At 49.6% G+C, this 23,601-nt stretch carries 24 protein-coding genes; 19 read left to right on the top strand and 5 right to left on the bottom strand.

Annotated features, from left to right (window positions below):
* Nucleotides 1-32: 32 nt before the first annotated feature.
* The 11 genes from C1N53_RS22175 to C1N53_RS22125 all read left to right on the top strand — a co-directional run bounded on the left by C1N53_RS22175 (nucleotide 33) and on the right by C1N53_RS22125 (nucleotide 10,584).
* Nucleotides 33-2,477, top strand: coding sequence for a TraG family conjugative transposon ATPase (locus C1N53_RS22175; RefSeq protein ID WP_137761662.1), 2,445 nt, complete (start codon nucleotides 33-35; stop codon nucleotides 2,475-2,477).
* A complete protein-coding gene (locus C1N53_RS22170; protein ID WP_116544928.1) occupies nucleotides 2,452-3,123 on the top strand; it encodes a plasmid transfer protein in 672 nt (223 codons plus the stop codon). Before C1N53_RS22175 ends, C1N53_RS22170 begins: the two co-directional genes overlap by 26 nt.
* 15 nt (nucleotides 3,124-3,138) lie before the next feature.
* Nucleotides 3,139-3,762, top strand: a complete 624-nt coding sequence (locus C1N53_RS22165) for a hypothetical protein (RefSeq protein WP_137761661.1) — start codon at nucleotides 3,139-3,141, stop codon at nucleotides 3,760-3,762.
* Between the two features lie 4 nt (nucleotides 3,763-3,766).
* The gene (locus C1N53_RS22160; protein WP_116544930.1) at nucleotides 3,767-4,762 is read left to right on the top strand and encodes a plasmid transfer protein; all 996 of its coding nucleotides are present in this window, start codon (nucleotides 3,767-3,769) and stop codon (nucleotides 4,760-4,762) included.
* Nucleotides 4,763-4,779: 17 nt separating this feature from the next.
* Nucleotides 4,780-5,388, top strand: coding sequence for a conjugative transposon protein TraK (traK, locus tag C1N53_RS22155; RefSeq protein ID WP_137761660.1), 609 nt, complete (start codon nucleotides 4,780-4,782; stop codon nucleotides 5,386-5,388).
* Entirely contained in the window at nucleotides 5,366-5,752 is a 387-nt protein-coding gene (locus C1N53_RS22150) for a hypothetical protein (RefSeq protein ID WP_240773490.1), read from the top strand. The genes traK and C1N53_RS22150 overlap by 23 nt, the downstream gene beginning before the upstream one ends.
* Complete coding sequence (gene traM, locus C1N53_RS22145) at nucleotides 5,739-6,920, top strand: conjugative transposon protein TraM (protein WP_137761659.1); 1,182 nt, start codon at nucleotides 5,739-5,741, stop codon at nucleotides 6,918-6,920. The genes C1N53_RS22150 and traM overlap by 14 nt, the downstream gene beginning before the upstream one ends.
* 1 nt (nucleotide 6,921) lies before the next feature.
* Nucleotides 6,922-7,710, top strand: coding sequence for a conjugative transposon protein TraN (gene traN, locus C1N53_RS22140; RefSeq protein WP_137761658.1), 789 nt, complete (start codon nucleotides 6,922-6,924; stop codon nucleotides 7,708-7,710).
* Nucleotides 7,707-8,165, top strand: a complete 459-nt coding sequence (locus tag C1N53_RS22135; RefSeq protein WP_137761657.1) for a hypothetical protein — start codon at nucleotides 7,707-7,709, stop codon at nucleotides 8,163-8,165. Before traN ends, C1N53_RS22135 begins: the two co-directional genes overlap by 4 nt.
* Nucleotides 8,166-8,269: 104 nt before the next feature.
* Nucleotides 8,270-10,237, top strand: coding sequence for a type IV secretory system conjugative DNA transfer family protein (locus tag C1N53_RS22130; RefSeq protein WP_137761656.1), 1,968 nt, complete (start codon nucleotides 8,270-8,272; stop codon nucleotides 10,235-10,237).
* Nucleotides 10,234-10,584, top strand: a complete 351-nt coding sequence (locus tag C1N53_RS22125) for a helix-turn-helix transcriptional regulator (RefSeq protein WP_137761655.1) — start codon at nucleotides 10,234-10,236, stop codon at nucleotides 10,582-10,584. Before C1N53_RS22130 ends, C1N53_RS22125 begins: the two co-directional genes overlap by 4 nt.
* Before the next feature lie 79 nt (nucleotides 10,585-10,663).
* Here C1N53_RS22125 and C1N53_RS22120 read toward each other — a convergent pair whose 3' ends face one another.
* A complete protein-coding gene (locus C1N53_RS22120) occupies nucleotides 10,664-11,200 on the bottom strand; it encodes a hypothetical protein (protein ID WP_137761654.1) in 537 nt (178 codons plus the stop codon).
* A 182-nt stretch (nucleotides 11,201-11,382) separates the two neighbouring features.
* The gene (locus tag C1N53_RS22115; protein WP_240773492.1) at nucleotides 11,383-12,837 is read right to left on the bottom strand and encodes a tyrosine-type recombinase/integrase; all 1,455 of its coding nucleotides are present in this window, start codon (nucleotides 12,835-12,837) and stop codon (nucleotides 11,383-11,385) included.
* Between the two features lie 106 nt (nucleotides 12,838-12,943).
* On the opposite strand from C1N53_RS22115, the gene C1N53_RS22110 reads away from it, so the two are divergent.
* From C1N53_RS22110 to C1N53_RS22095, 4 genes are all read left to right on the top strand, one after another.
* The gene (locus C1N53_RS22110) at nucleotides 12,944-13,324 is read left to right on the top strand and encodes a hypothetical protein (protein ID WP_137761653.1); all 381 of its coding nucleotides are present in this window, start codon (nucleotides 12,944-12,946) and stop codon (nucleotides 13,322-13,324) included.
* Nucleotides 13,325-13,705: 381 nt separating this feature from the next.
* Nucleotides 13,706-14,338: a DUF4099 domain-containing protein gene (locus C1N53_RS22105; protein ID WP_137761652.1), complete on the top strand. Its 633-nt coding sequence runs from the start codon at nucleotides 13,706-13,708 to the stop codon at nucleotides 14,336-14,338.
* A 7-nt stretch (nucleotides 14,339-14,345) separates the two neighbouring features.
* Nucleotides 14,346-15,440 carry a DUF3991 domain-containing protein gene (locus tag C1N53_RS22100; RefSeq protein ID WP_137761651.1) on the top strand — a complete coding sequence of 365 codons (1,095 nt, stop codon included), beginning with the start codon at nucleotides 14,346-14,348 and terminating at the stop codon, nucleotides 15,438-15,440.
* Between the two features lie 136 nt (nucleotides 15,441-15,576).
* Nucleotides 15,577-16,020, top strand: a complete 444-nt coding sequence (locus tag C1N53_RS22095; RefSeq protein WP_116544954.1) for a beta-barrel fold lipoprotein — start codon at nucleotides 15,577-15,579, stop codon at nucleotides 16,018-16,020.
* A gap of 129 nt (nucleotides 16,021-16,149) precedes the next feature.
* Here the strand turns inward: C1N53_RS22095 and chrA are convergent, their stop codons facing one another.
* The 3 genes from chrA to C1N53_RS22080 form a co-directional block, all read right to left on the bottom strand.
* Entirely contained in the window at nucleotides 16,150-17,361 is a 1,212-nt protein-coding gene (gene chrA / locus C1N53_RS22090; protein WP_116545007.1) for a chromate efflux transporter, read from the bottom strand.
* 140 nt (nucleotides 17,362-17,501) lie between these two features.
* A complete protein-coding gene (locus C1N53_RS22085) occupies nucleotides 17,502-18,365 on the bottom strand; it encodes a chromate resistance protein ChrB domain-containing protein (protein ID WP_116544955.1) in 864 nt (287 codons plus the stop codon).
* A gap of 157 nt (nucleotides 18,366-18,522) precedes the next feature.
* Nucleotides 18,523-19,089: a hypothetical protein gene (locus C1N53_RS22080; RefSeq protein WP_207774915.1), complete on the bottom strand. Its 567-nt coding sequence runs from the start codon at nucleotides 19,087-19,089 to the stop codon at nucleotides 18,523-18,525.
* 398 nt (nucleotides 19,090-19,487) lie between these two features.
* Here C1N53_RS22080 and C1N53_RS22075 point away from each other — a divergent pair, with 398 nt between their 5' ends.
* The 4 genes from C1N53_RS22075 to C1N53_RS22060 are packed head-to-tail and all read left to right on the top strand — an operon-like array spanning nucleotide 19,488 to nucleotide 23,567.
* Nucleotides 19,488-20,504, top strand: a complete 1,017-nt coding sequence (locus tag C1N53_RS22075) for an extracellular solute-binding protein (RefSeq protein ID WP_116544956.1) — start codon at nucleotides 19,488-19,490, stop codon at nucleotides 20,502-20,504.
* 16 nt (nucleotides 20,505-20,520) lie between these two features.
* On the top strand, nucleotides 20,521-22,080 hold the full coding sequence (locus C1N53_RS22070; RefSeq protein ID WP_116544957.1) for an iron ABC transporter permease: 1,560 nt from the start codon (nucleotides 20,521-20,523) through the stop codon (nucleotides 22,078-22,080).
* Nucleotides 22,067-22,783 carry an ABC transporter ATP-binding protein gene (locus tag C1N53_RS22065; protein WP_137761650.1) on the top strand — a complete coding sequence of 239 codons (717 nt, stop codon included), beginning with the start codon at nucleotides 22,067-22,069 and terminating at the stop codon, nucleotides 22,781-22,783. The genes C1N53_RS22070 and C1N53_RS22065 overlap by 14 nt, the downstream gene beginning before the upstream one ends.
* Before the next feature lie 22 nt (nucleotides 22,784-22,805).
* A complete protein-coding gene (locus tag C1N53_RS22060; RefSeq protein ID WP_116544959.1) occupies nucleotides 22,806-23,567 on the top strand; it encodes a hypothetical protein in 762 nt (253 codons plus the stop codon).
* The last annotated feature ends 34 nt before the right edge of the window (nucleotides 23,568-23,601 follow it).

Raw genomic sequence — 23,601 nt, 5'->3', positions numbered from 1 at the left:
GCACAACTTTAACGTCATCACTTTTCTTAGCCATGAAAAAGCAGCGGTTTGGTCTGCCATACATTGGCATAGACCGTCATGCCCATGATATTCTATATCATGAGCGCGGAGACTATTCGGTTATCATCAAAGTACAAAATCCTGCCCTGCAGTACTGTGCAGACGTGGAGGCATACCATCTCTTCCACCAGACCTTTGCCAACATCGTTAAAATTCTAGGCGCAGGCTACACCCTTCAGAAAACGGACATACTAGCCAGGAAGTGCTATGTACCGAAGAAAACGGATGACCTCCTGAGTCAGAAATTTCAGGAGGCATTTGCAGGAAGAGAGTACCTGGACGTCTCTACATACCTAACTATAACAAGGGATGTGCGGCGCTCCAGCTTCTTTACATATGACGAGAAAGACTTCAAAGCATTCCAGCGGAACGTTGCCAAAGTGCTGGACATACTGGAGAGCAGGTCTTTCAAGCCCTATGCTCTGAAAGAGATCGAGGTGAAGCAGTTTATTTCCCGCATGCTTGCCTTCAACTTTTCCGATGAGGTTTATGCGCTCAATAACCTCCTTGCCTCAGAGGAAGGCCTTCAAGTTGGTGACAGCGTTATCCGATGTATCTCGCTTGTGGACATAGATGAGATCAACTTTCCGTCCAATCTTAAGCCAAACACAGCGCTTCACATAGGGTATAGCCTCCCGGTAGACCTGATGCATTTTCTGCACCAGGTACCAGGTTGTGACTGCCTGGTGTACAACCAGGTGATCCAAATCCCAGATCAGCGCCATGAATTGGCCAGGCTGCAGGCCAAAAGAAAGAAACACCTCTCCATGCCTGACCCGGCCAATGATCTGAGTGTGCGGGATATTGATCAGGTGATGGCCGATATCGCCAAGGATAACCAGCTGCTCGTGTACGGACACTACAGCGTGCTGCTTTCAGCCAGAGAAAAGGAGATAGACCGTGCTGCTAACTATCTGGAAAGCGCTTTGTTTTCCATTGGTATTATTCCCTCCCGAAACGCATATAACCAACTCGAACTATTCCGGTGTGCCTTGCCCGGCAATAGTTCGGAGCTTAAAGTATATGATAAATTTTTGACTACTTCAGACGCGGCCTTATGTCTGCTTTTTAAAGAACGTTTGCTGCAAAGTGAGTCATCCAGCTTTCAGGTATACTTCACGGACCGGCAGGGGATTCCTATCACGATTGACACGAGTGATGCGCCCATCTTCTCAGGCCGGATGAATAACCGTAACAAGTTCGTGTTGGGGCCTTCGGGAGCAGGGAAGTCATTTTTCATGAACCACCTGATCCGGCAGTATGCCCTGCAGCACACAGATGTTATTTTGGTGGATACCGGACACAGTTACTCCGGCCTGTGTGCCTACTACAGGGGCCGTTACATTACCTACTCCGAGGAGCAGCCTATCACCATGAACCCCTTCCGGATCTCTGCTGCCGAATTCAACGAGGAGAAGCGGGAATTTCTCAAGTCATTGGTGGGCCTGCTCTGGAAAGGTGCCGGGGGCACTGTCAGCCAAATTGAGGACAGCGTCCTCTCTTCCGTTATCACTTCCTATTACCAATACTACTTTGAAAACGGCTTGGAGAGCAGCTACCTTTCCTTCCAGTCCTTCTATGACTTCTCCATCAGAAAGATCGACGAGATCACGCAAAAAGAGTCCATTGACTTTGACCTGACCAGTTATCGCTTTATCCTTAAGAAGTTCTGCAAAGGGGAGGCGTATGGCCAGATCCTGAACAACGAGATGGATACCACCCTGTTTGATGAGCCCTTTATTGTTTTCGAAATTGATGCCATCAAGGAGCATAAGGTACTTTTCCCGATCACCACCCTGATCATTATGGATGTGTTCCTTCAGAAGATGCGCCACAAGAAGAACCGTAAGGCGCTCATCATCGAGGAGGCCTGGAAGGCCATTGCCTCTCCGCTGATGGCCGGCTATATCCTCTACGTCTATAAAACGGTCCGTAAATTCTGGGGAGAGGCCGTGGTCGTGACACAGGAGCTGGATGATATCATCGGCAATGTTGTGGTTAAGAACTCTATCATCAACAACTCCGATACGATCTGCCTTTTGGACCAGACCAAATTCAAGGACAATTTCGATGAGATCGCCGCGCTGCTCTCTATCAATGAGGTGGAGCGCAAGAAGATATTTACCATCAACAGCCTTGACAACAAAGAGGGGCGGGGCCGCTTCAAGGAAGTCTACATCAAGCGTGGGGCCACAGGTGAGGTGTACGGTGTGGAGGTATCGCTGGAAGAGTATTTGACCTTCACCACCGAGCGCCAGGAAAAAGAGGCTATGCAAGTGTACCTGAGCAAGTATGGGGATTTCAGGGAGGCCTTGGAAAGGTTTGTCGCAGACTTCAAGGCCTCGGGGCTCAAGCTAAATGAATTTGTTCACCTGATTTTGCAACGCAGCTATGAAAAAGTACCTCTACACGCTTAGCTTCATGAGCCTGGTAACAGGTCATGTACTAGCCCAGCAGGTTGTTTTTGACCCAGCGGTCGTTTCCACACTTGTTGTCAACCACACGGCCCAGCAGGCGGCCTTAAACGACATTAAGGAAAACGAAGGAAAGATCGCGGCCCTGCAGACGACCATCAGCCTGAAGATGACGCAGATCAAGGAGCTGGAGGAAAAGATGTACAACTCCCTTAAATCCGTGCAATCCATTATCGGGCAGAGCAAGAACATTATTTACGCCTCCCAAATTGCCGCAGACATAGGCCGCTACCAAAACCAAATGATGGAACTGGCGCGCGGTGATAACGAGCTGCTCCTGATCGCTGCCAAGACAGAGCTGGAGCTGCTCAACCGGACATCTGACCTGTTTACCTATATCTACCAGGTAGCTGTCATCGGCACGGATGTGAACCTAATGAACAATGCCGACAGGCTCACCCTGATCCGCCACGTAGTGGACGAGCTGCGGGTGATGCGGGGCCTGGCCTATTCCATTACGCGCAAGATGCGTGTGGCCAAGTACGCGGGACTTTTGAAGACTATGAATCCGATGGGACTCACTTACCCTGACAACAGCCAGGCGATCATCCGCTCCCTGATGGATGAGTACAAGGCAATCAAGAAGTAAATTATCTCAATTGCTATGAATTCAATATTTGTACCCGCTTTGTGCCTGGCCCTGCTTCCTGGCCTCTTTACAGATGCCCTGGGGCAAGGCGTGCAGCCAGTTAACAGCAAAAACACAAGGTACCAGCTGGAGCGGGAGGTTGTTACCCGTTGGGGAAAGTTCAACCCGAAATGGTACTTTATTCTGTTTCATAACAAGTACAGGAAAGGACCTGACAGGCGGAACATGCTGCAGCTTGCGCCTACCATGGCTTTGCTGAGCCAGAACAGGGTGAAGGCGGAGGCGCAGGAGGAAGCTGTAAGCCAGGTATATGAGCAGGAGATGTTCAAGTTTGCCGACAGGTCCCTGAATAAAGGCTACCACCTGTTGTATAAAAAGAAGATCGATGAACTCAACACTGCCCTATTGGGGATGAATGCTGAGGCGGTGCAGGCCGGGGTGCAGGCAGATTATATTTTGGCCATCCATGCCGAGCGGGATAGAATTAACGCCGACATCGGGATCATCCTGGACGCTTACCTGGACGATGCCAAAAAAGGGGAGCAGCTGCGGGTATACATCGGGGAGCTTACGGCCTTGAGGAATGATTTCAGGCGGCTCATCTCTCTCTTTAAAACGAGTCAGGACTTAACCGACTGATGCTATGCGTGAATTGATCGATAAAGCCATATTTGACCTGTTCGACGGGCTCTTTCTCAATATACAGGATTTGGTGAGTGTTTTTCTGTATGATGCGCAGGCGCTTTGCGCCATCAGCATGCTGCTCTACTTTGGCCTGGAGGCTTACAAAATGATGGCCGGGGATGAAACGCTTCGCATCATGCCCTTGCTGCGCCCTTTCGCCCTGACACTGGTGATTGTTTTCTGGCCAGGGTTTATCGACGCAGTGAACCTGCCGCTGCAGCTAGTCAATGATCAGGCAAAAGGCATGTACGGCGCACAGGTAGACCAGGTGGAGGATTTGCACCGGGAACGCCTCGCGCTGGTGGACTCTGTGGCCCGAAAACTCTCTGAGAGCAGCGCCGAGTTTGAGCGGATTGAGAGTGAGGCCAGTGACGCGAGCTGGTACGAAACTATGGGGATTGACCTGCAACCCCTGTTTAACAAAATGAAAGGCTATTACCTGATGCTGATGGCCAAGCTGCACTTTACGGCGATGATGGTGGTTGAGTGGATTGTGATCAGCATCTTCCAGGTATGCTCCTACATTATTTATTTCCTGCAGATCATCTTTGCAGGCATCTTAGTGATCCTGGGCCCCTTCTCCTTTGCCCTTAGCGTGCTGCCGGGCTTTCGGGACTCCTACCTGACCTGGATTGCCCGCTATATTTCCGTAGGGCTGTACTCGGGACTGGGCTATATCGTTATGTCCATCTCCTTTGTGCTGGTCAAGTATGGGTTGATGAAGGAAATAGATATCCTGAAGGCGGTACTGGGCAACGAAGAGATGTTCATTGCCTACGTTTCCTTCCCCTCGGGCGGCATCAGTTTCTACATCGTCTCCTTGATTGTGGGAGGATTGGCCATGCTGACCATTCCCATTATTTCCACCTGGATCGTGCACACCACGGGCGTGGGCAATGCCATTGGCACGATGGCAGGAGGAGCTGCGAAGGCGGCCGGAGGAATTTTAAAATAAACTAAAAAGCGCTTGCTATGATAAACAACCTCGAAAAGAAAATGAAGCTGGCATTTGCCGTAAGTATCGGCAGCTTTATCTCCTCCATCATTATAGTAGGTATGGTTTGCGCCTTTGCCTTTCGTTATGCCGAGGAGCAGCGGAAGAAGATCTATGTGATCGACCACTCGGTGCCGCTCTTGGTGGAGCAGACCGAGCTGGGGGTAAACCGGACAGTAGAGTACAAGTCGCACGTGAACATGTTTCACCTGCTCTTCTTCACACTACCTCCAGATGACGCCTACATCAAGAATAACATCTCCAAGGCCATGTACCTGGTGGATGAATCCGGTCTGGCACAATACAACAACCTGAAGGAGAAGGGCTATTACAACCAGATCCTGGCTAGTTCTGCGGTTTTGACGATCAAAACCGATAGCGTTAAAGTGGACGAAAACAGGCACTTTACCTACTACGCCACACAGCGCATTGAGCGGGAGACCTCTGTGATGAAAAGACTTCTTGTCACAGAGGGGGATCTTGAGGAAGTGCCGCGCACAGAGAACAACCCCCATGGACTTTTGATAAAGAACTGGAAAACGGTCATGAACAAGGACTTGGAGTATGTCGAAAAGAAATCCTTTTAGCGGTAACATAAAGCAAAGGCTTTCATACCTCAGGGAAAGTGTCAGGGACAACTGTGCCTCGAATCCTAAAGCAGTGGTGCTGGCCATGCTGGTTTTACTGTCTGTAGCTGTCATGGGCCTATTAGTCGTCCGGCACCTGCACCAGGGAAACTATGCCGTGTCGGTTGGCAAGCTGTACAGGCAGCTTGATACTTCTGGCGACAAGATGACAATAGGCAGGTCGAGTACCGCAGATATGCTGGAGCTGATAAAGCTCTACAACACGGCCAGGCAGCTGGATCCTGACAGCCTGCGTGCCCAAGACAGTGTTTTTCTCAAAGCTATTGATCAGCGTTTAAACCGAATCATCCATGAAGAGAATTAACTTTCGGCATCCCAGGTATGCCATCCCGCTCATCATACTCCCTTTCCTTGTCCTGCTTAATTATCTGTGGCTGGACATGACACCGGCGGCCACCGCCGCACAAACAAAAGTGGAGCTCACCGAGACAACAGCCCTTAATACCTCCCTTCCGGATGCTAACTTGAGAAAGCGGGAAATGAAGGATAAGTTCTCGGCTTTTCGGGACGAGTTTAAATATAGGACCGACTACTCGGCCATGCAGGAAATCGGGGAGGATAGGGTAGACCCCAGGGACATTGCCTATGGCAGCGTGTACACGGAGGAGGAGCGGCGGATGCTCGACAGTCTCAATAACCGTATCCTATCGGATCAGCAGCCGGAGGGGTTTATGGAGCGGGTAAGCCAGCGGCAGCGCATCAGCTCAGAGCGCTATGCATCGGCTACTGCCTCTGTGCCTGGACGGTCAGCCCGCCCTATGCGCAAAGTTGAATCGGCATATGAAGAGGAAATGCGGCTATTCCGGGAGCAGATGATGTTTATTGACAGCCTGAGCCGGGTAGGAGAGGAACCTGTGCCTTCTCGTAGGGGGCCACAGCCGATGAAGGCCCATGCACCGGCTTCCGAGAAGCAAGAGCCGACACCGTTACCCGTGACCAAAAGCAGAAATACGAATAAAGCCTTTTTCAATACCATTACAGCCGACAGTGAGGAGCAGTTTATCAGAGCTATTCTGGACGAAGGGTTAAAGGTGATGCAAGGCGGCAGGATCAGGATTCGCTTGCTGGATGACATCTATGTGCGGGACTACGAAATAAAGAAAGGCAGCTACCTCTACGGCACTGTTTCCGGTTTCAGTGCCCAACGAATTGAGATAACTATCCGCTCTATACTCTACGGCAACCAAATCATCCCGGTAGACCTGAGTATCTATGACAACGACGGCTTGGCTGGGCTGTATGTCCCAGATTCACAGTTCCGGGACTTTACAAAAGAGCTTGCCGGGAATGTGAGCAGTGGTCAGACACTGACTTTTGAGGATTCACCTGACAACGCCAGCCAAATGCTTTATTCTATGCTGGAAAGGGTTTCGCAGACCACTACCCGCGCCGCTGGCAAAGCCATCCGGAAGAATAAAGCTAAGTTGAAGTACAACACCATTGTTTATTTGATAGATAATAAAGCCCAGTAATATGAAAAAGCTATTCCTTCTATATGTGCTGTTTGCCGTAAAATTTTCCGTCTCGGCACAGGATTCTCTTCAGGTAGTGCACGTGCATGAAAGCATCTCCACGCATATTGTGAGTCCTGAGCCGATACAGTACGTGGATATCTCCACAGATGATGTGGCCGGAGACATACCTGTTGCCAACATCCTTCGGGTCAAACCCAAGCATGGCGGAGCAAAGCCAGGCATTATCACCATTGTTGGAGAGCGCTTCCTTGTACAGTATAAGCTAGCCTACAGCCGGGCGGATCGGGCAGACACGGAGGTGCGTATAGACCCTACCCAGGTAGATGATTACCTGAACCCGGCTGTGGCCATGAGCCGGGAGGACATGGCACGGTTTGCGCTGCTGGCTCTCCAGCGAAAACCCCGGTTCAACAGTGTGACTACGAAAGGGCAGGGGATGCGGGCAAGGCTGAACAACATCTATACGGTGGGGGACTATTTCTTTATTGATCTCTCCCTCAGGAATGATACCAACATTCCCTATACGGTCGATCAAATACGGTTTAAGGTTGAGGATAAAAAGGTTGTCAAGGCCACTAACTTTCAACAGGTGGAGCTACAGCCCAGTTTCCAGCTTTATGACACGGGTCACTTCAAGCGCCAGTACCGGAACGTGTTTGTTTTCAGGAAGTTTACTTTCCCAGAGGACAAGGTGTTCCATATTGAGGTGGCCGAGGAGCAGATTTCTGGGCGCACCATCTCCCTTAAAATTGACTATTCCGACATCCTTCATGCAGACACCTTATGAGAAAGTCGTTACTCCTTTCCTTACTGCTCTTAATTGTGCTGCCGTGCCGAGCGCAAGAGGGCTACACCCACCTGAACTTGGCAGGCGGCTGGATGTACAAGGATGCCTTAACTGCTAACCTTGCCCTAGAGTTCAGCAAATGCTACCACAATTCCTATGAGATCTACGGTGATGCCTATAAGAGCAATGTGGACGACAGCAAAAACTGGCTGGTGGGGGCCGCCTACAAGCCCATGATTACGCGGTCTAAGAATACATTCCTCAAGCTGCGTGTGGGGGCAGGCATTGGCTCTAGCACCGAGCACTTCATAGGAGCCCTGCAGGCAGGCCTGGAGCTGGGCTATGTGCTGCCGGGAAATGTAGTGCTGATGCTCCAACAGAAAAATGAGGGCGTGCTTCGGGTAAACCACAACTTTAGGACTGGCTTACTGGCGGGCATCAAAATTCCATTGTGAGCAGGATTTGGCTAGTCGACGGGAATTTTTTCGGGAAAGAAAGTTTGCTAAGATTTTCCCTCACATCTATCTGATAGTATTGGATAACCTTTATCAGGAACGATATGGAAGAATCCAGCGAAATTAAAAAACTTTACTCCTTCCTACAGGGACTTATCTACTTCACTATTGTGGTGGAGGTAGCTGTTTTCCTCTTTATGGATTCGGGCAGTATGTATCAGCTGCAGCCTGTACTGCGCAAAGTAAAGCGCATGGCTATTTATGAGCACATCTACTTCTCCAAAGCTTTCACTTTCGGGTTGATTCTGATCGTGAGCATTGGCACAAAGGCCAGGAAGAACCTGGACCTCGACCCGCTCCGGCATATCTTCCTTCCCTTGCTCATCGGCTGCGCCTTTTTCTTTGGCTCGGGTTTGTTTTATTTCTTTGAAAGCAGCCGTATTCTTTTCTGGGATGTGTCCCTGTCTGATGCGGCTTACATCCTGCTCTCTTTCTTAGGTGCGATGATGATTCATATAGCCTTGGATAATATCTCCAAGCATATACAGCACCGATTGATGAAGGACAAATTTAACGTGGAGAATGAGTCCTTTGAGCAGTCCAGGAAATTGGTACATACGCCTTTCTCGGTGAATATCCCGATGCTTTACTATTACCAAAAGCGGATACACCGCGGGTGGCTTAATGTGGTGAACCCCTTTCGGGCAACACTGCTGATCGGTACGCCCGGCTCTGGAAAGTCTTTCTCGGTGGTGTTGCCTTTTATCAAGCAGCTTCTGGGGAAAGGCTTCTCTATGATGGTCTACGACTTCAAGTTTCCAGACCTGGCCAGAACGACTTATTACCATTACCTGGTCAATAGAAAGAGAGGGGTATTGAAAAACCACAGGTTCCATGTCATCAACTTTAACAGCGTAGAGCACAGCAGGAGGTTTAATCCTTTAAAGCCGGAGTACCTGCCTACCCTGGCTGATGCCACCGAAACGGCTGAGGCGCTGCTGGAGGCGCTGCGGAAAGGAGACAGGGACTCAGGGACTGCGCAATTCTTCAACCAGTCAGCCGTTAATTTCCTGGCCAGCTGCATCTACTTTCTGAGCCGCCATGAGGGAGGCCGGTACTCCTCGTTTCCGCATGTGCTTTCCTTCATTAACCTCAGCTATGATCAGATTTTCGAGGTGCTCTTTTCCGAACCTGAGCTGGAGAGTCTGCTTTCGCCTTTTGCCACAGCCTACAAGAACAGAGCCTTTGAGCAGCTGGAAGGGCAGATTGGCACCTTAAAGATTAATATTGGCCGGCTGGCCACAAAAGAAACATTCTGGGTATTATCAGGAGACGACTTTAATTTAAAAATAACGGACCCGGAAAACCCTTCTGTTTTGGTGATTGCAAATGACCCGGCCACACAGAGCATTAACAGTGCCTGCAATGCGCTTATCCTCAATCGCATGACACGATTGATCAATACAAAGGGGAACTTGCCCTGTGGGCTGATCGTGGATGAGTCACCCACGCTTTACATACACCGGGTGGAGAACCTGATCGCTACTGCCAGGAGCAACAAGATAGCTGTGCTGCTGGGCCTGCAGGAACTACCGCAGCTGAGGCAGCAGTATGGCAGGGAAACAGCCGACACCATTTGCTCTGTAGCGGCCAATGTACTCTCGGGCTCTGCCCGTAATAAAGAAACGCTTGACTGGCTGGAGAAACTGTTTGGTAGGGTGAGGCAGCTAAAGGAGGGGCTCAGTGTGGACCGGAACCGTACTTCGGTGAACATGAACGAGGAAATGGGACCGCTTATTCCGGCATCAAAAATTGCCAATCTGCAGACCGGTGAACTGGTAGGCCAGGTGGCTTCCGATAGCGAAGCGTATAGCGGAAAGTACGTTGCCAGTACCTACCACTGTAAAATTAATCTTGACCTTGATAACATACAACAGGAAGAAAAGCAGTATCTTGACCTGCCAAAATTTTATAACTTTGGCACCCCTGACCAAAAAGACCAAATCCTGAGAGCAAACTACAATAAAATTAGAAATGAGGTTAAGACACTAATCACAGCGTTACAGGTATGAGCGTGAGCATACAGGAGTTAGGCCAAAGGCTAAAGCTGCTGCGAAAGCGGCTTGATTTATCGCAGGAGAGCCTGGCAGAGTCCATGGGGGTGAACCAGAACCAGATATCCCGGCTGGAGAACGGGGTGGGAGGGACGATCGAACTGCTTTTACTTCTGTTCAGCTTCTACAGCAAGCACTTTCACGTGGACCTTCTTTTTTCCGACAACTTTGACATCCTGGAAAAGCACGAGAAGCTATCCAACAGCCACAGCATCAACAGCATTGCTGTTGAAAAGCTGAAGCTGGCTCAAAGTGAGTTTTCCACGCAGATTGAGGAGGTGATACGTTTGCTTGATACCCCTTAACGGTTAGTACAGGCTGCGAACGAGGCGTAGCCGAAGTATAGAGCCTGTGCAGGGTTAGCAAGGGATATTCTTTGGTATTCTACAGTTTTCCATCAAACCTACCTTCGGTAACACGAATGTCTTCACATCCAGTCTTGGATAGCGTAAATGAGAAATTCCCTGCTATTATGCCGTTCTCTAAATCAAGTTTAGTTACTTCAAGTGTGCCGCTGCGGGATACTTCTGGACCCTTGTCATAATCGCAGTATTCGTTATAGAACCTTACTCCGCTTATCTCAGCATTATCGAAAGTATAAACTCCTGCTTTATCAACTTGAGCCATAGCTATTATAAAATAATCGTATTCTGCAGGACTTTCTTTGGTTTTCCTGTAGGCTGCTATATTTAAAGTGCCACCTTTATAAGCAGGGTCGTAAATAACATTAAAATTTGACTGGAACGTACTGGGTCTGCCCTTTGGCAACCACACCTTACCATTGACCATAGCTCCGAAAGTGTTTTTGCCTTCCATAGTAGCTGCAGGAAGTTCTTCTCTGGGATTAGCGTCTTTCTTTTTACAGGATGAGAAGGAAATAAGGACAATCAGGATAAAGAGGGATAGAATTGGTGTTTTCATATTATAAGGGTTTTGTGGATGATTTTATTCTTTGCTAACTATAGTATATACGACAACATACGCTTATCTGCACTATGTACGTAGTAGCTAAACACTGCTTGAGTCCACTTTTGCTTACTGGATCTGATACTTGTGGCTGTAGTGCGCATGCGTTTATATAGTTAAGCTAATATAGGTGATTGCTAGAGATTATCCAACGGGCTGACAATTTTATCCAGCGCATGGGTGGTGATGTGGGTGTAGATCTCGGTGGTCTTGCTGCTCCGATGTCCCAGCAGCACCTGGATATACCTTAAATCCGTTCCTTGCTCTAGCAGGTGAGTGGCAAAAGAATGGCGCAGGGTATGTGGCGTGGCGGGTGCTTTCACGCCTGCCTTCTCCTTGCTGGCCCGGAACACGCTGCGGATGCTCTCCACCGTATATTGCCCGCCCGTCTGCCCCTCAAAGAGCCACACCCTGGGCCTGTACTGCTTGTAATAAGCACGCAGGCTTTCCAGCAGCTTTTGGGAGAGCAGCGTGGTGCGGTCCTTCTTGCCTTTGCCGCCACGGATCAGCAGCAGGTTGCGCTCCGACTGCACGTCCGTAAGTTTCAGGTTGATCACTTCGCCAATACGCAGGCCACCCGCATACAAAAGCTGCAGCATGCAGCGGTGCTTGAGGTTCTCGGTCACAGAGAGGATTTTCAGCACGTCCTGCTTGCTGAGCACCTGCGGCAGCCGCTCGGGCTTCTCGGGCCGCTCCACCTGGCCCAGCTGCACCTCGTGCCGCAGCAGCACGCGCTGGTAGTAGAACTTCACGGCATTGATGGACTGGTTCACAAACGATACGGAATAGGTGCCGGCCTGCACCATCTGGCGGTGGTAGTGGTTGATGGCCTCTTCCGAGAAAGCATGTATGCCCTCCAGCCCGCTATCCCTGTGCGCATTCAGAAAGCGCAGGAGCAGGCTGTGGTAGGTGCGGATGGTACTGAGGCTGTAATTGAGCAGGAACAGCTTCTCCACGTAGTGAAGCGGGCAGGCAATATAGCCGTCGCCCTTCCGGTAACATTGTTCCCAGAGCCGGGCCTGCAGGGCCATGTCCTTCACCTGCATGGTCTGCGCCAGCCACACCTGGGCTACTCGCTCTACCTCGGTTAGCAGCGTGTGCAGACTGCTGCTTTCGGTGCGGATGACAAAGCACTGCATGTCGTGCAGCCACCTGGCCACTTTGCTTTGCTTCAGGCAGGTATGGATTTCCTTGTTGTAAAGATAACTGAGCTGTACATACGGTCTGCCCTGGTGTTCCAGGGGCTGCAGGCGCACGACGGGGCGTGCGGGCACCTTTCCCAATGGCTCTGCCACATGCTTATCTTGTTGCAGGATAACGGTTCCTTCCGCCGGGCGCAGGCGCTTGGGCCGGAACAGGTACCTTGTGTCCACCTTGGCCAGCCCCTGGAAGTGCTGGTGCGTCATCTCGATGGCCTGGCTGCTGCGGTGCATCACAAAGCACTTGTAGGTCCTGCTGTACTTGATCCAGCCAGCCTCCTTCAGTCGTTTGGAGAGGAAGGGGTTGGGCTTGTGCCAGATGCGGATAATAGCTTTGCCCGCGTGCTCCAGCGGGTTAAGGTACAAAATAGGTTTTTGATCGGGATAAGCCATGGCAAATGAGACAGTTACTGAAGGCAAAGGTAAAACCTTTCAAAACCGTAGCCGTGTTATTACGCGAGTATACACGGATATACGCGAGTACAAACGCGGGTAAGTTATGAGCCAAGCCAGAACATGCATCCAGTGCGGAACAGCCATTGTAGGCAGGAGCGATAAGCGCTACTGCTCTGACCCCTGCAGACACCTGGCCAACAATATGGTCAAGGTACAGAACCAACACGAACGCAGGATTCTCCAAATCAATGCTGCATTAAGAAAGAACCGCAGCATTCTCAAACAGCTCAGTCCGCAGGGTAAGACCACCCTGCCCCGCCAGTACCTGGAGCTGGCAGGCTTTGATTTCCGCTACTTGACCCAGGTCTACCGCACCCAGAAGGGAAACACCTACTATCTCTGCTATGACTATGGGTATATGCTCCTGCCTGAGGAGAAGGTATTGATCGTGAATTGGCAGCCCTACATGGATGTGGGTCGGTGATAGCGCTGTCGGTATGTCAACTGGGATGTGCTTTTTGCTGCAACATGGTTATAGCTGAGGCGACACACGCATTTAGGTACGTTAAGTAAAGCGGTTCTTGTTGGCACAACCATTCTTGTTTCCTGTTGCCGTTTCTCACTATCTCCTATAGGGGAAAGCCATAACCCCTGATACAATTAATAGAATAGACTTTTTTCTAGGATAAGCAAATTGCTAAGCACGGTAATAAGAGTAACAACAATCCTGTTTATATAAATTATAAGTATTTTATTTATTATTATATATAATATAATTGAAATAATTAAAAATAATCCGTAAATCTATACTCGTGTAATATTTTTACGTAGATTTATTTAGCAATATCTACGATATAAGTAAACTATGAACTTTGATATAAAGGACCTGCCTTATGGTCAATTCGAGCGTTTGGGGATGAACAAGAAAGACGTGCTCTCCATGAAGTCTGACGATTTGGTCAGCCTGCTGACGGGCAGGCGCACGAGCCTGCATACCTTTACTATCAAGGACGCCGGTCTGGAACCCCTTACCGTGGATGCAAAATTGAGCCTGAAGATGAATCCAGACAACACCCTTTCACTGCTGATTCATCCCATACGGAGGGAGATACAGAACGAGATTGGCGCCAGTAAGCAGGAGTTGGAGAAACTGCAAAACGGGGAGTTACTGGTAAAGCCATTTAAATCGCTTAATGGGGAGAAAGAGCTGTATGTTTTCCAGCTGGATAAGGAGACCAACGAGATTCTAAGGGTGAGGGTGCGGGATATCCAAGTGCCTAGCGCTATCAGGGATATTGTGTTGAGTACTGATCAGAAAGAGCACCTGCGGCAAGGAGGTACTCTGGAGCTTTATTCCAAAGCAAAGGATCAGTTGATCTCGGCCCACCTGGATCTGAATGAACCTAAAGGACTGAAGATAGTGGAGGGACAGATCTCAGTAAAAGAAAGCCACACCTTGGCAGTGAAGGAAACCCCTGTTATGTCTATCAAACGTTAGCTTGCTTATGACCTTTCAGGAATACAGAGAGCAGGTGTCGATTATTCAGGTCGCCGAATCGCTAGGCTATGTGTTTGACCCTTTGAAGGGGAGAAAGAGCCCTGAGTTCAAGCACCCTGACGGAGACAGAATCATCATTAACAACCCAGGCGACAGCTCCCGGCAGATGTACTTCAACCGGGATGGAAGCAATGACAAGGGCTCTGTGATAGATTTTGTGGCCAACCGGCTGCACCGCTTCCAAGGAAGCTTTCGCAATGAGATCGACGGTATCAATAGGGTGCTGTCTAGGTATGCCTATGCCTCTCAACCCAAAGCCTCTGCCTATGCCGTTACGGAAGCAAAGCCTTTTGACAAAAGCAGGTTTGTCGAATCGGAGGCCTCTGTTTTTAAGCTGCATTACCTAATCAAGGAACGAGGTCTCTCTAGCGAGACGGTGCAGCTGTTCCTGCCTTACATTAGGCTAGTGCGGGACGCAGAGAAGGATAATGCCTATACCAATATCGCTTTCCCACTGCAAAGGCCAGCTAGCAGCGAGACGATAGGCTACGACCTTAGAAATTATGGCTTTAAGGGCGTGGCAGCGGGCAGCGACCGCAAGCACGGTGTCTGGGTAGCCGACTTTGCGCAGAATCCGGTTCTTACACGGCATGTCTACTTTGCGGAGAACCCTATAGATGCCATGAGCTTCTATCAGCTGGAGAAGGATAAGCGGGACTTCAGCAACTCAGTGTTCGTCTCGTTTGGGGGGGGAATGTCGAGGATGCAGGTGGAGCTTTCCCTGAAGGCGTGGCCGCATGCTCAAAAGCATACCATTTTCGATAACGATTACCAGGGAAAGATCTATGATATCTATCTGGCCACGGCGATAGTAGGTAAGCCCTACACCTTTACAAAGAATGCCGACAGTATCACCTTCAGCTTGGATGAAAAGAAATTTGATATTCCTGTAGACAAGCTGAGCCTTTTTGCCTTTGAGAAGAACTCCGGTATTCGTTCCGGACTTCAGGTGCATAAGCCCCTTGGCCATAAAGACTATAACGACATTATACATCCCAAAAATGACCAGGAGAACCGTATCCCTATGAAAGTGAAGTTATGAGCTGGGATCTAGTATAGTAGTCAAAGACTTTAGAAGAGGAAATGCAGTTTCTGTGTCTCGTTTGGCTGTTCCGGTTAATTACGTTTCCGTAGATAATATTTTTTCACCTAACTATAAACCCTTTAATTCTTAGGCTATGAAAAAGCTGTCTTTCTTCTCCCTTCTGTTGTGCATAATTCTACTTTTTACTGGTTGTGACAAAGACAGTGATGACCCGGTGCTGCCCGATACAGCTACCTATCGGGTCGATTACAGCCAGTCTGGGGATTATGAGAAATTCATTAAGATTATTACTATTGGAGGTGGCGATTTCAAAGTTAGGGGCACTACCGAAGCTATGCCGCCCGTATTATTTGATGGGAACCTTTCGGGGGCGTCCTATTCCTATGAGGCGGATAATGTAAGGGAACTCACCATACACGCTGCCAATGAATTTAGTGCTGTGGAGGATGGTCCTGCTTCCATGCAGATGCGCTTTGTTATTTACAAGAACGGCAAGCAGATTGATGTGAAGTCCTTCAATTACAATGAGGCTTCAGGAGAAAAGAACGAGTACTTGCATTACAAAGCAAGTGAATGAGTAGGGGCTTGAGGATTTATTTTGTTAATAATCTACAGGAGCAAAACAAGCATATGCTTTGCATAAGGAGCATATGCTTGTTTTGCTCTCATGGTGGTTAAGAAGCCTGAAGTATCCTGTCATGGTCGTTTATACAATCGTGTGCCAAAGCATACCTATCAGTCCAGCACCCAGAATTACAAACACCACTGTGAATTTTGATTTGATCCGGTACAGCATAAGCAGGGATACAGCGAACACGAATAGGGTAAACCAATCTGTAATGGTTGTTCTGAAAAGCTGAATCGCCGTCATCGCTATCAACCCTACCACCCCAGCAGTTACCCCGTCCAGGAAGCTGTGCAGCGCCTTGTTCTCGATTACCTTTTCCATCAAGCCATGTCCCAGGAGGGTAAAGGAGAAAGCGGGGAGAAAGATGGCGAACGTCATAATCACTGTCCCAAGCCACCCCGCCCCAAAGTACCCCACAAAGGTAGAGAAGATGATAAGTGGCGCGGGAAGTACACCGGAAAGCGCAATGCCATCAATAAACTGTCGGTTCGTTAGCCAGCCATAGTTGATGACCGCGTCCTGCTGAATAAACGGAATAACGGTATACGCGCCGCCAAAGGTCAGCAGGCCCGCCTTCAATCCTGCCCAAAAGACAGCAAGGGGCGAATAGCTACTTGTAGATGAGCCCGTTTCAGGTACGGGTGCGGCAGTCTGTAGCTGCAGCACTTCAGGGTTGAACAGCAGGACACTGGCAATGGCAAGCGCTGCCCCGCAAAGGGCGACATAGGCTCTTTGCCCCTTCATCCAGAAGACATAGGCCAGCCCTGCCAGGGGGAGAACAATAAAGAAACCCACTCCGCAGAAGTAGGCAATGAAAGCGGCTGCAGCCACCGCAATCAATTTCACGTTTGTAAGCGAGTGTTTCCCTATCCGGTGAACGGCTGCAAAGATAAGGGCGATAACCGCGGCTTGGAAACCTATAAAAACAGCCTTAAGTATTGGAGAGTCAATCCCGATGCTGACGTAAAGCCACGTGAGCAGCAGCATGAGGACAAAGCCGGGAAGCATAAAGGCAAGCCCTGCGAGAAACCCGCCAAGCCTGCCTCCTGCGACCATCCCGAAATAGACGCACAATTCGTGTGCCTCTGGCCCAGGCAGCACTTGGTAAACGGCAAGAATTCTGTTGAACCGTTCCTTAGACACCCACTCTTCCTCTTCCACCAATTCCCGCTTTATCATGGCTATCTGTGCCACCGGGCCGCCCCAGGCAAGAAACCCGAACTTTAGGAAGCGTAGGAAAATCTGTATTTTCGTCTGACGAATAACAGTCGTGCCTGGAGATTCTTTCATATGCATAAAATAAGTATGTAAAAAGCTTCTTTAAAGCTTAGCTTAGAGACAGGTGTGGCAATTCGCTCATGTCTATCCGTCTGTCGCTTACTTACTTAGTGCAATGATAGGGAGCTAAACCGATTATTAATAGAACAGCTTTAACCTTTTGCAATTTCTTTACCTTTTATGATCCCTTTTCTGAAATTAGAGGGTTTCACACCGGTTTGGCTTTTGAACATCCTGGAAAAGTGGCTTTGGTCAGAGAAGCCGACCAGGTAAGCGATCTCGGATAGGGAATGACTTGTATGATAGAGCAGATGAATGGCCTTTTCAATACGAAGCTTCCGGATGTACTCCCCAAACGTGAGGCTGTCGAAGTACTTGGGGAACTGGCGGGACAGATAAGCCGGGTGCAGATCCAGTTCCTCTGATATCTTAGTCAGGTTGGGGACCAGGTTCCTGTCTATCTGGTCCTGGATGATTTTTTTTAAAGGAAGGCCCCAGTCTGGCATTTTCCTGTGGGTTTCCTCTTCCTGGGCAAGGTGCTGATGGAGCACCCGCTGCAACAGGCTCTCTGTCGGGTTCTGGGTATGCTTCTCATTTTGCAGGTACTTAGCCCAGCTGTAGAGGGCATCGTAGATAAGCATGCCCCTTTCAAGCAGCTCATAGTCATCCCTGAAGTTAAAGGCAAGGCCGGCGGATATAGCCCATAGGCCGGCGGATTGGCTGCTGATGCTGTGGTTGTCTGTGTCTGCCCCGCGTACGGCCAGGGCCATGGTATGCAAGGCGGCGTCTTTGAGGTTATACTTCTCGATAAAATAGTCGAAGGTGCAGCGGTCTTCGTAGTGGCTGAACTCGACATCGGGTACGTCAAAGGGAATAGCCTGCAGCGCCTTAGCCTGCGCTATCACCTCTTTGGCTGGCACGTATATGATTTCGGCCTTCGCGTCGATAAACCTCTTGATTAACCAGGGGCAGGCCAGGCGGTCAATCTTGGGGCGCTCTCGGGTAATCCACTTCATAAGGTAAATTAATTGTACAGTCTTGAACTGTCTTGTTGGATCCAGCTTTAGGGTTTGATGTCTCTAACTCAACAATCCGGACAGTGGCTTAAAAAAGAACTAATGGCCAGTAGTATTATTTTAATGCAGAATTACCCCCTTGCATGCCAGGTCATACTCAAAAAGCTATTCCCAATTGAAGCCCTACCGTTATAGCGGTAGGGTGTTTGTTTCCAAATCGTACCGGTACGGGAAGTGCTGCAAAGTAGCTACTGTTTTTGTTTCTGATAATGGCCCTGCTTAGAACGGGTGTGAAGCCATATCGGCCGGAGGTCTCGAAAGCTGCACGGCCAGCAAAGGTAAAGCCATTACCTAATGCTACTAATATACCAGGATGAAACAAAAAATTACTCATTCTGCTCGTTCTGTTCTCGACCCTTATGAAAGGAACTGCCTCAAAGGTGAACCCTACTCTGGCACTTTTCCAGATATTGATACCAGTAGGCATACCAACTACATAGTGGTCATTGAAATTCGTAGTAGTGCCTTCTTTGCTGAAAGTCACTAGTGGATGGATTATTCCCACGTATCCGGCTACTTTGGGATAGGTTACGGGCGGTACCTGTGCCAGGCTATGGGCTTGCCCGAAGAAAAAGGCAAGAAATACAGTAAGGAGTATGCAAGCAATGCTTTTAGTAAATCCTGCATTGGAAGTTCTCTTTACAGTAGCGTGTAAGTGAAGCATGGAATCTAATGGTTTGTTTCAAACTGCAATGATAGGAAGGGATTAACAAACAAAATAGAACCCAGTTAACCTTTTGTATTAAATTAACATTTTACACTTTAAAAGCTTTTTGCTGTAAAAATCGTAACATAACAAATAGCATTAGCAGGTAAGACAAGATAAGATTTTAGTATACTCTCCTTTTTATAACCCATCCGACCACAGAAAAAGCCAGGTAAAAGGTAAAGCATGTCCTAAAGGTTAAAATCCTTCTATTATGTCTAATGCAGAATACCTAACCTTGCAAGGTTACCAAGGCAAAGGGAGGTACTGATGACCTCCGTGGCGGGGCAGATTCCGATTCATCTTTTACGTATTCAGACTGACCCCTCCGGATAAATGAAAAACAACAGAAAACTATGAAGGAAAAGCTATACAAAATCCTTGCGCTGCTCTTGGTTACTCTTAGCACGGGTTGCGGCGGGGGCAACGAAGGGGAGGTTGTGGTGTATACTTCCGTGGATCAGGTGTTCGCCGAGCCAATCCTGCATGATTTTGAGAGGGAGACCGGTATCAAAGTAAAGGCTGTATTTGACACCGAGGAAACAAAATCCACCGGGGTGCTCAACAGGTTGATCGCAGAGGCCAATAATCCCCAATGCGACCTTTTCTGGAGCGGGGACCCGGTCCGAGCCAATGTCCTGAAGCAAAAAGGCATCAGCCAGCCCTTCTCTCCGGAGGCCGCCCAGACCATTCCCGGTCACTTTATTGATGAGGAGAAACACTGGACAGGCTTTTCCTCCCGGGCCAGAGTCCTTATCTACAACAAAGACCTCCTTCCTGCCAATCAGGTGCCCACTTCCATCTTCGACCTGACCAAAGAGGAGTATCGGGGAAAAGTGACAGTTGCCAATCCCCTTTTTGGCACCACCTCTTTTCACATGGCGGCCATTTTCGCTGCGCTAGGGGATGAGCAGGCAAAGAAGTGGCTCGATGACCTGAAGGCAAACAACGTGGTGATAGCCACCAGCAACGGAGATGTAAAGAAGCGGGTTGCCAATGGGGAGGTATGGCTCGGTCTTACCGACACGGATGATGCCAACGAGGCCATGAAGGAAGGGGCACCCATAGGTGTCGTGTTTTTAGGGCAGCAAGACATTGGCACCTTGATTATCCCTAACACCCTTTCCTTAATAAAGGGCTCTCCCAACCCTGAGGAGGCCCAAAGGCTGGCAAACTATCTGATGAGTGAGGAGACACAGTTAAAACTGGCACACTCGAGTGCCCAGATGCCGCTGAGCAAAGGGGTAGAAGTGCCGGAGGGCGTGTTCTCCCTTGATAAGGTAAAGCCGATGCGGGTGGATTATGACAAGTCGTCCAAAAAGCTGGAGGAAATTCAGCCTTACCTGAAAGAATGGGTGGAAACAAACATGTAAGTAAGCATTTGAGCAGATGAGCAGAATTTACCTCTGGGCTTTATCATTCCTGTTTGTGGCAATAGCGTTATTGCCCATCCTTTACCTGGTGTCACATTCTCTGGGAATCGGAAGTGAAATAGAGCTGGGGGCATACACTGCCTTGCTGAGAGGCCGGACGGTTCGGCTTTTGCTCCACACTGTTGGCATAGGGGCAGCCGTGGCGATCAGCGCGACCTTTTTAGGGTTGGTGCTGGGGTTTATCATCAGCAAGAACAACCTGCGGCATGGGCAGCTGCTCACCATCCTGCTGTTGGTCCCGCTGTTCCTGCCCCCCTACATCTTTGCTGTGGCCTGGGTTGACTTTTTTGTGGTGCTGGGCATGAGCCCCAGTGTTATTTATAGCCCGGCTGGAGCCATTTTCGTTCTTACCATCATCTACACACCCATTGCCATGCTCCTGCTTTCTAACTCTCTCCAGAATATAAATGCCAGCCTGGAGGAGGCGGCCATGATCATGGTACCCTATAGAGAGGCCTTCTTCCGCATCATTCTGCCCTTGGTTAAGCCTGCTCTCCTATCTTCCGGCCTGCTTATCTTTATCTTAGCCATATCCGAGTTTTCTGTTCCTGCTTTTCTGTCGGTACAGGTGATGACGACGGAGATATTTACACAATTCTCGGCTTTCTATGATTTCGACTCGGCCATCATCCTGTCAGGCTCCCTAATTTTTCTTTGCACCATCGGGTTGCTGGCAGAGTCAAGCTATTTGACAGACAAGCCTTTCCTGACGATAGGAAGCCGAAACGGACGGTCCGGGTATACCGCCTCCGATAAGGATAAAAAGAAATGGCTGGCTGTCGCAGGGGGCTACCTCTTTTGCTCAACACTGGTCCCTATCGCTTTACTGGCCGTGCAGGCGCTCTCTCCTGGGTTGCAGCACCTGGCACAGGCTTTCGACTACCTGAAGGCAGAGATGTGGCAAACGTTTTTATACGCCTGTTGGGGTGCTTTGCTCCTCGTCCTGTTTGGTTTTGGATTTTCCTACCTGAAAGGAAGAAAGACCGCCCGGGCTGTGGATTTTATGTTAATCCTCTCTTTCGCTTTGCCTTCTGTGGTAACAGGAATAGCTCTGATCAGATACTATAACACGCCTGCCCTCAACTTCATCTACACCAGCCCGCTCATCATCATCATCGCTTACCTGATGCGGTACCTGTTCGTGGCGGAGAAAATCCTGCATAACCGGCTGATGCAGATTCCGGCCAGCCTGGAGCAGGCGGCCCTGGTGAGCGGCGCCACAAAGTGGGGGGCGCTCTGGCAGATAACGGTACCCCTTGTGGCCGACGCCTTATTCGGAGCCTTTGTCATAAGCTTTATCTTCTGTATGGGTGAACTGGGAACAGCCATCATGGTCTATCCGCCGGGCACTTCGCTGCTTCCCATCAAGATCTTCACCATCATGGCGAACGCCCCGCAAAGCCTGACAAGCGCCATGTGCCTGGTGGCGCTGCTGTTCACCGGGAGCGTAACAGGGGGCCTGTTTGCCCTCTGGTACATTAAGAGAAGAGTAACTGCACGCTATGGCAGAAGTTGAGCTGAGGAATGTTTCTAAATCTTACGGGAAGAAACAGGTACTCCAGGATATTACGGTAGAGGTTAAGAAAGGCGACCTTGCCTGCCTTTTAGGCAGTTCTGGTTCCGGGAAGACCACTATCTTAAAATTGCTGGCCGGGTTTGAGGCACCGGACAGCGGGGAGATAAGCATCGGTGGTGAGGTAGTGAGCGGCAACGGGAAAGTGACTGTCGCACCTCATAAGAGGGGAATCGGCTACATCTTCCAGGACCTGGCGCTGTGGCCGCACATGACGGCATTCGAGAACATAGCTTTCGGGCTAAAGGCCAGGAAGGAGCCAGATTATAGAATAAAAGTCCAGGAGACGGCAGAATGGCTTGGCGTGAAAGACTCGCTGGACAAGTACCCCTCCCAGTTATCAGGCGGCCAGCAACAATTAGTCGCTATTGGGCGAAGCCTAGTGCTCCAGCCCAGAGTCCTGCTGATGGATGAGCCGCTGGCCAACCTGGATGTGAAGCTGAAGAAAGTGGTGCGAGAAAAGATAATTGAGCTAAAGGAAGCGCTGGGGATTACCATTATCTACGTGTCCCATGACCACCGGGAGGCTTTTTCCCTGGCCTCCCAACTGATCATCCTCAACGGGGCCAGCGTGGAAGCAACAGGCACCCCGGAAGAGATACGGCAATCGGACAGTGCGTTCATTAAATACTTTATAGAGCTGTGATTTTAATTTAAATGCGATAAAGATGCGAAAAATAAACTTAATAGGGCTGCTGGCAGGCGTTTGCTTTAGCTGTAATCAGCAAAACCAGCCGATCGGCACCACTGATAACGATACCCGGCAGGAAGAGGCCACTACCGTGACCACCCAACCTATAAGCCAACCGGAAGGGGTGAGACAAAATGTGGGGAACACCGTCTCCTTTGATTTCGAGGAGGCGCCTGAAGGAAAGTTGCCGGAAAATTGGAGCGCTCATAAAACCGGCAAGGGAAGTGAGATTAACTGGGGGATTGTGAATGACAGCGGCAACAAAGTGCTGGCGCAGTTAGCCGGCGACAACCCTAACAACCACTTTAATGTGGCCGTAAACGACAGCATCACTGCCAGAAATGTTTCTTTGCAGGCCCGGCTCAAATCGTTAAGGGGTAGAATGGACCAGGGCGGCGGGTTTGTCTGGCGGTTCCAGGACCCCGGAAACTATTACGTGGTTCGGGCGAACCCCCTGGAGGATAACGTGGTGCTTTACAAGGTAGAAAAAGGGAAAAGGACAGATCTGCCTTTAGTAGGGCAGGGAAGGACTTACGGCACCAAGACTGAGGTGCAGGGTGATGGTTGGAATGATCTCCGGCTGGAAGCCCGTGACAGCCTCTTTACCGTGTACTATAACGAAATGGAGTTGTTCAGGGTCATTGACAAAACCTTCCCCCAGGCCGGCAAAGTTGGATTCTGGACCAAAGCCGATGCCGTGACCTATTTTGATGACCTGCAGGTAGAAGTATTACCGTAAGTATAATTTTAAACATAAATTTTCAGATAAAAAT

Origin of the sequence: Pontibacter sp. SGAir0037, from assembly GCF_005491705.1 — a bacterium.
In the GTDB taxonomy this organism is placed as follows: Bacteria; Bacteroidota; Bacteroidia; order Cytophagales; family Hymenobacteraceae; genus Pontibacter.
This window is presented reverse-complemented; position numbering and strand designations above follow the sequence as displayed.

What these genes read in the sequence shown, in the direction of transcription:
- C1N53_RS22175 (WP_137761662.1), top strand. Translation starts at nt 33, where the DNA reads ATGAAAAAGCAGCGGTTTGGTCTGCCATACATTGGCATAGACCGTCAT.
- C1N53_RS22170 (WP_116544928.1), top strand. Translation starts at nt 2,452, where the DNA reads ATGAAAAAGTACCTCTACACGCTTAGCTTCATGAGCCTGGTAACAGGT.
- C1N53_RS22165 (WP_137761661.1), top strand. Translation starts at nt 3,139, where the DNA reads ATGAATTCAATATTTGTACCCGCTTTGTGCCTGGCCCTGCTTCCTGGC.
- C1N53_RS22160 (WP_116544930.1), top strand. Translation starts at nt 3,767, where the DNA reads ATGCGTGAATTGATCGATAAAGCCATATTTGACCTGTTCGACGGGCTC.
- traK (WP_137761660.1), top strand. Translation starts at nt 4,780, where the DNA reads ATGATAAACAACCTCGAAAAGAAAATGAAGCTGGCATTTGCCGTAAGT.
- C1N53_RS22150 (WP_240773490.1), top strand. Translation starts at nt 5,366, where the DNA reads ATGTCGAAAAGAAATCCTTTTAGCGGTAACATAAAGCAAAGGCTTTCA.
- traM (WP_137761659.1), top strand. Translation starts at nt 5,739, where the DNA reads ATGAAGAGAATTAACTTTCGGCATCCCAGGTATGCCATCCCGCTCATC.
- traN (WP_137761658.1), top strand. Translation starts at nt 6,922, where the DNA reads ATGAAAAAGCTATTCCTTCTATATGTGCTGTTTGCCGTAAAATTTTCC.
- C1N53_RS22135 (WP_137761657.1), top strand. Translation starts at nt 7,707, where the DNA reads ATGAGAAAGTCGTTACTCCTTTCCTTACTGCTCTTAATTGTGCTGCCG.
- C1N53_RS22130 (WP_137761656.1), top strand. Translation starts at nt 8,270, where the DNA reads ATGGAAGAATCCAGCGAAATTAAAAAACTTTACTCCTTCCTACAGGGA.
- C1N53_RS22125 (WP_137761655.1), top strand. Translation starts at nt 10,234, where the DNA reads ATGAGCGTGAGCATACAGGAGTTAGGCCAAAGGCTAAAGCTGCTGCGA.
- C1N53_RS22120 (WP_137761654.1), bottom strand. Translation starts at nt 11,200, where the DNA reads ATGAAAACACCAATTCTATCCCTCTTTATCCTGATTGTCCTTATTTCC.
- C1N53_RS22115 (WP_240773492.1), bottom strand. Translation starts at nt 12,837, where the DNA reads ATGGCTTATCCCGATCAAAAACCTATTTTGTACCTTAACCCGCTGGAG.
- C1N53_RS22110 (WP_137761653.1), top strand. Translation starts at nt 12,944, where the DNA reads ATGAGCCAAGCCAGAACATGCATCCAGTGCGGAACAGCCATTGTAGGC.
- C1N53_RS22105 (WP_137761652.1), top strand. Translation starts at nt 13,706, where the DNA reads ATGAACTTTGATATAAAGGACCTGCCTTATGGTCAATTCGAGCGTTTG.
- C1N53_RS22100 (WP_137761651.1), top strand. Translation starts at nt 14,346, where the DNA reads ATGACCTTTCAGGAATACAGAGAGCAGGTGTCGATTATTCAGGTCGCC.
- C1N53_RS22095 (WP_116544954.1), top strand. Translation starts at nt 15,577, where the DNA reads ATGAAAAAGCTGTCTTTCTTCTCCCTTCTGTTGTGCATAATTCTACTT.
- chrA (WP_116545007.1), bottom strand. Translation starts at nt 17,361, where the DNA reads ATGAAAGAATCTCCAGGCACGACTGTTATTCGTCAGACGAAAATACAG.
- C1N53_RS22085 (WP_116544955.1), bottom strand. Translation starts at nt 18,365, where the DNA reads ATGAAGTGGATTACCCGAGAGCGCCCCAAGATTGACCGCCTGGCCTGC.
- C1N53_RS22080 (WP_207774915.1), bottom strand. Translation starts at nt 19,089, where the DNA reads ATGCTTCACTTACACGCTACTGTAAAGAGAACTTCCAATGCAGGATTT.
- C1N53_RS22075 (WP_116544956.1), top strand. Translation starts at nt 19,488, where the DNA reads ATGAAGGAAAAGCTATACAAAATCCTTGCGCTGCTCTTGGTTACTCTT.
- C1N53_RS22070 (WP_116544957.1), top strand. Translation starts at nt 20,521, where the DNA reads ATGAGCAGAATTTACCTCTGGGCTTTATCATTCCTGTTTGTGGCAATA.
- C1N53_RS22065 (WP_137761650.1), top strand. Translation starts at nt 22,067, where the DNA reads ATGGCAGAAGTTGAGCTGAGGAATGTTTCTAAATCTTACGGGAAGAAA.
- C1N53_RS22060 (WP_116544959.1), top strand. Translation starts at nt 22,806, where the DNA reads ATGCGAAAAATAAACTTAATAGGGCTGCTGGCAGGCGTTTGCTTTAGC.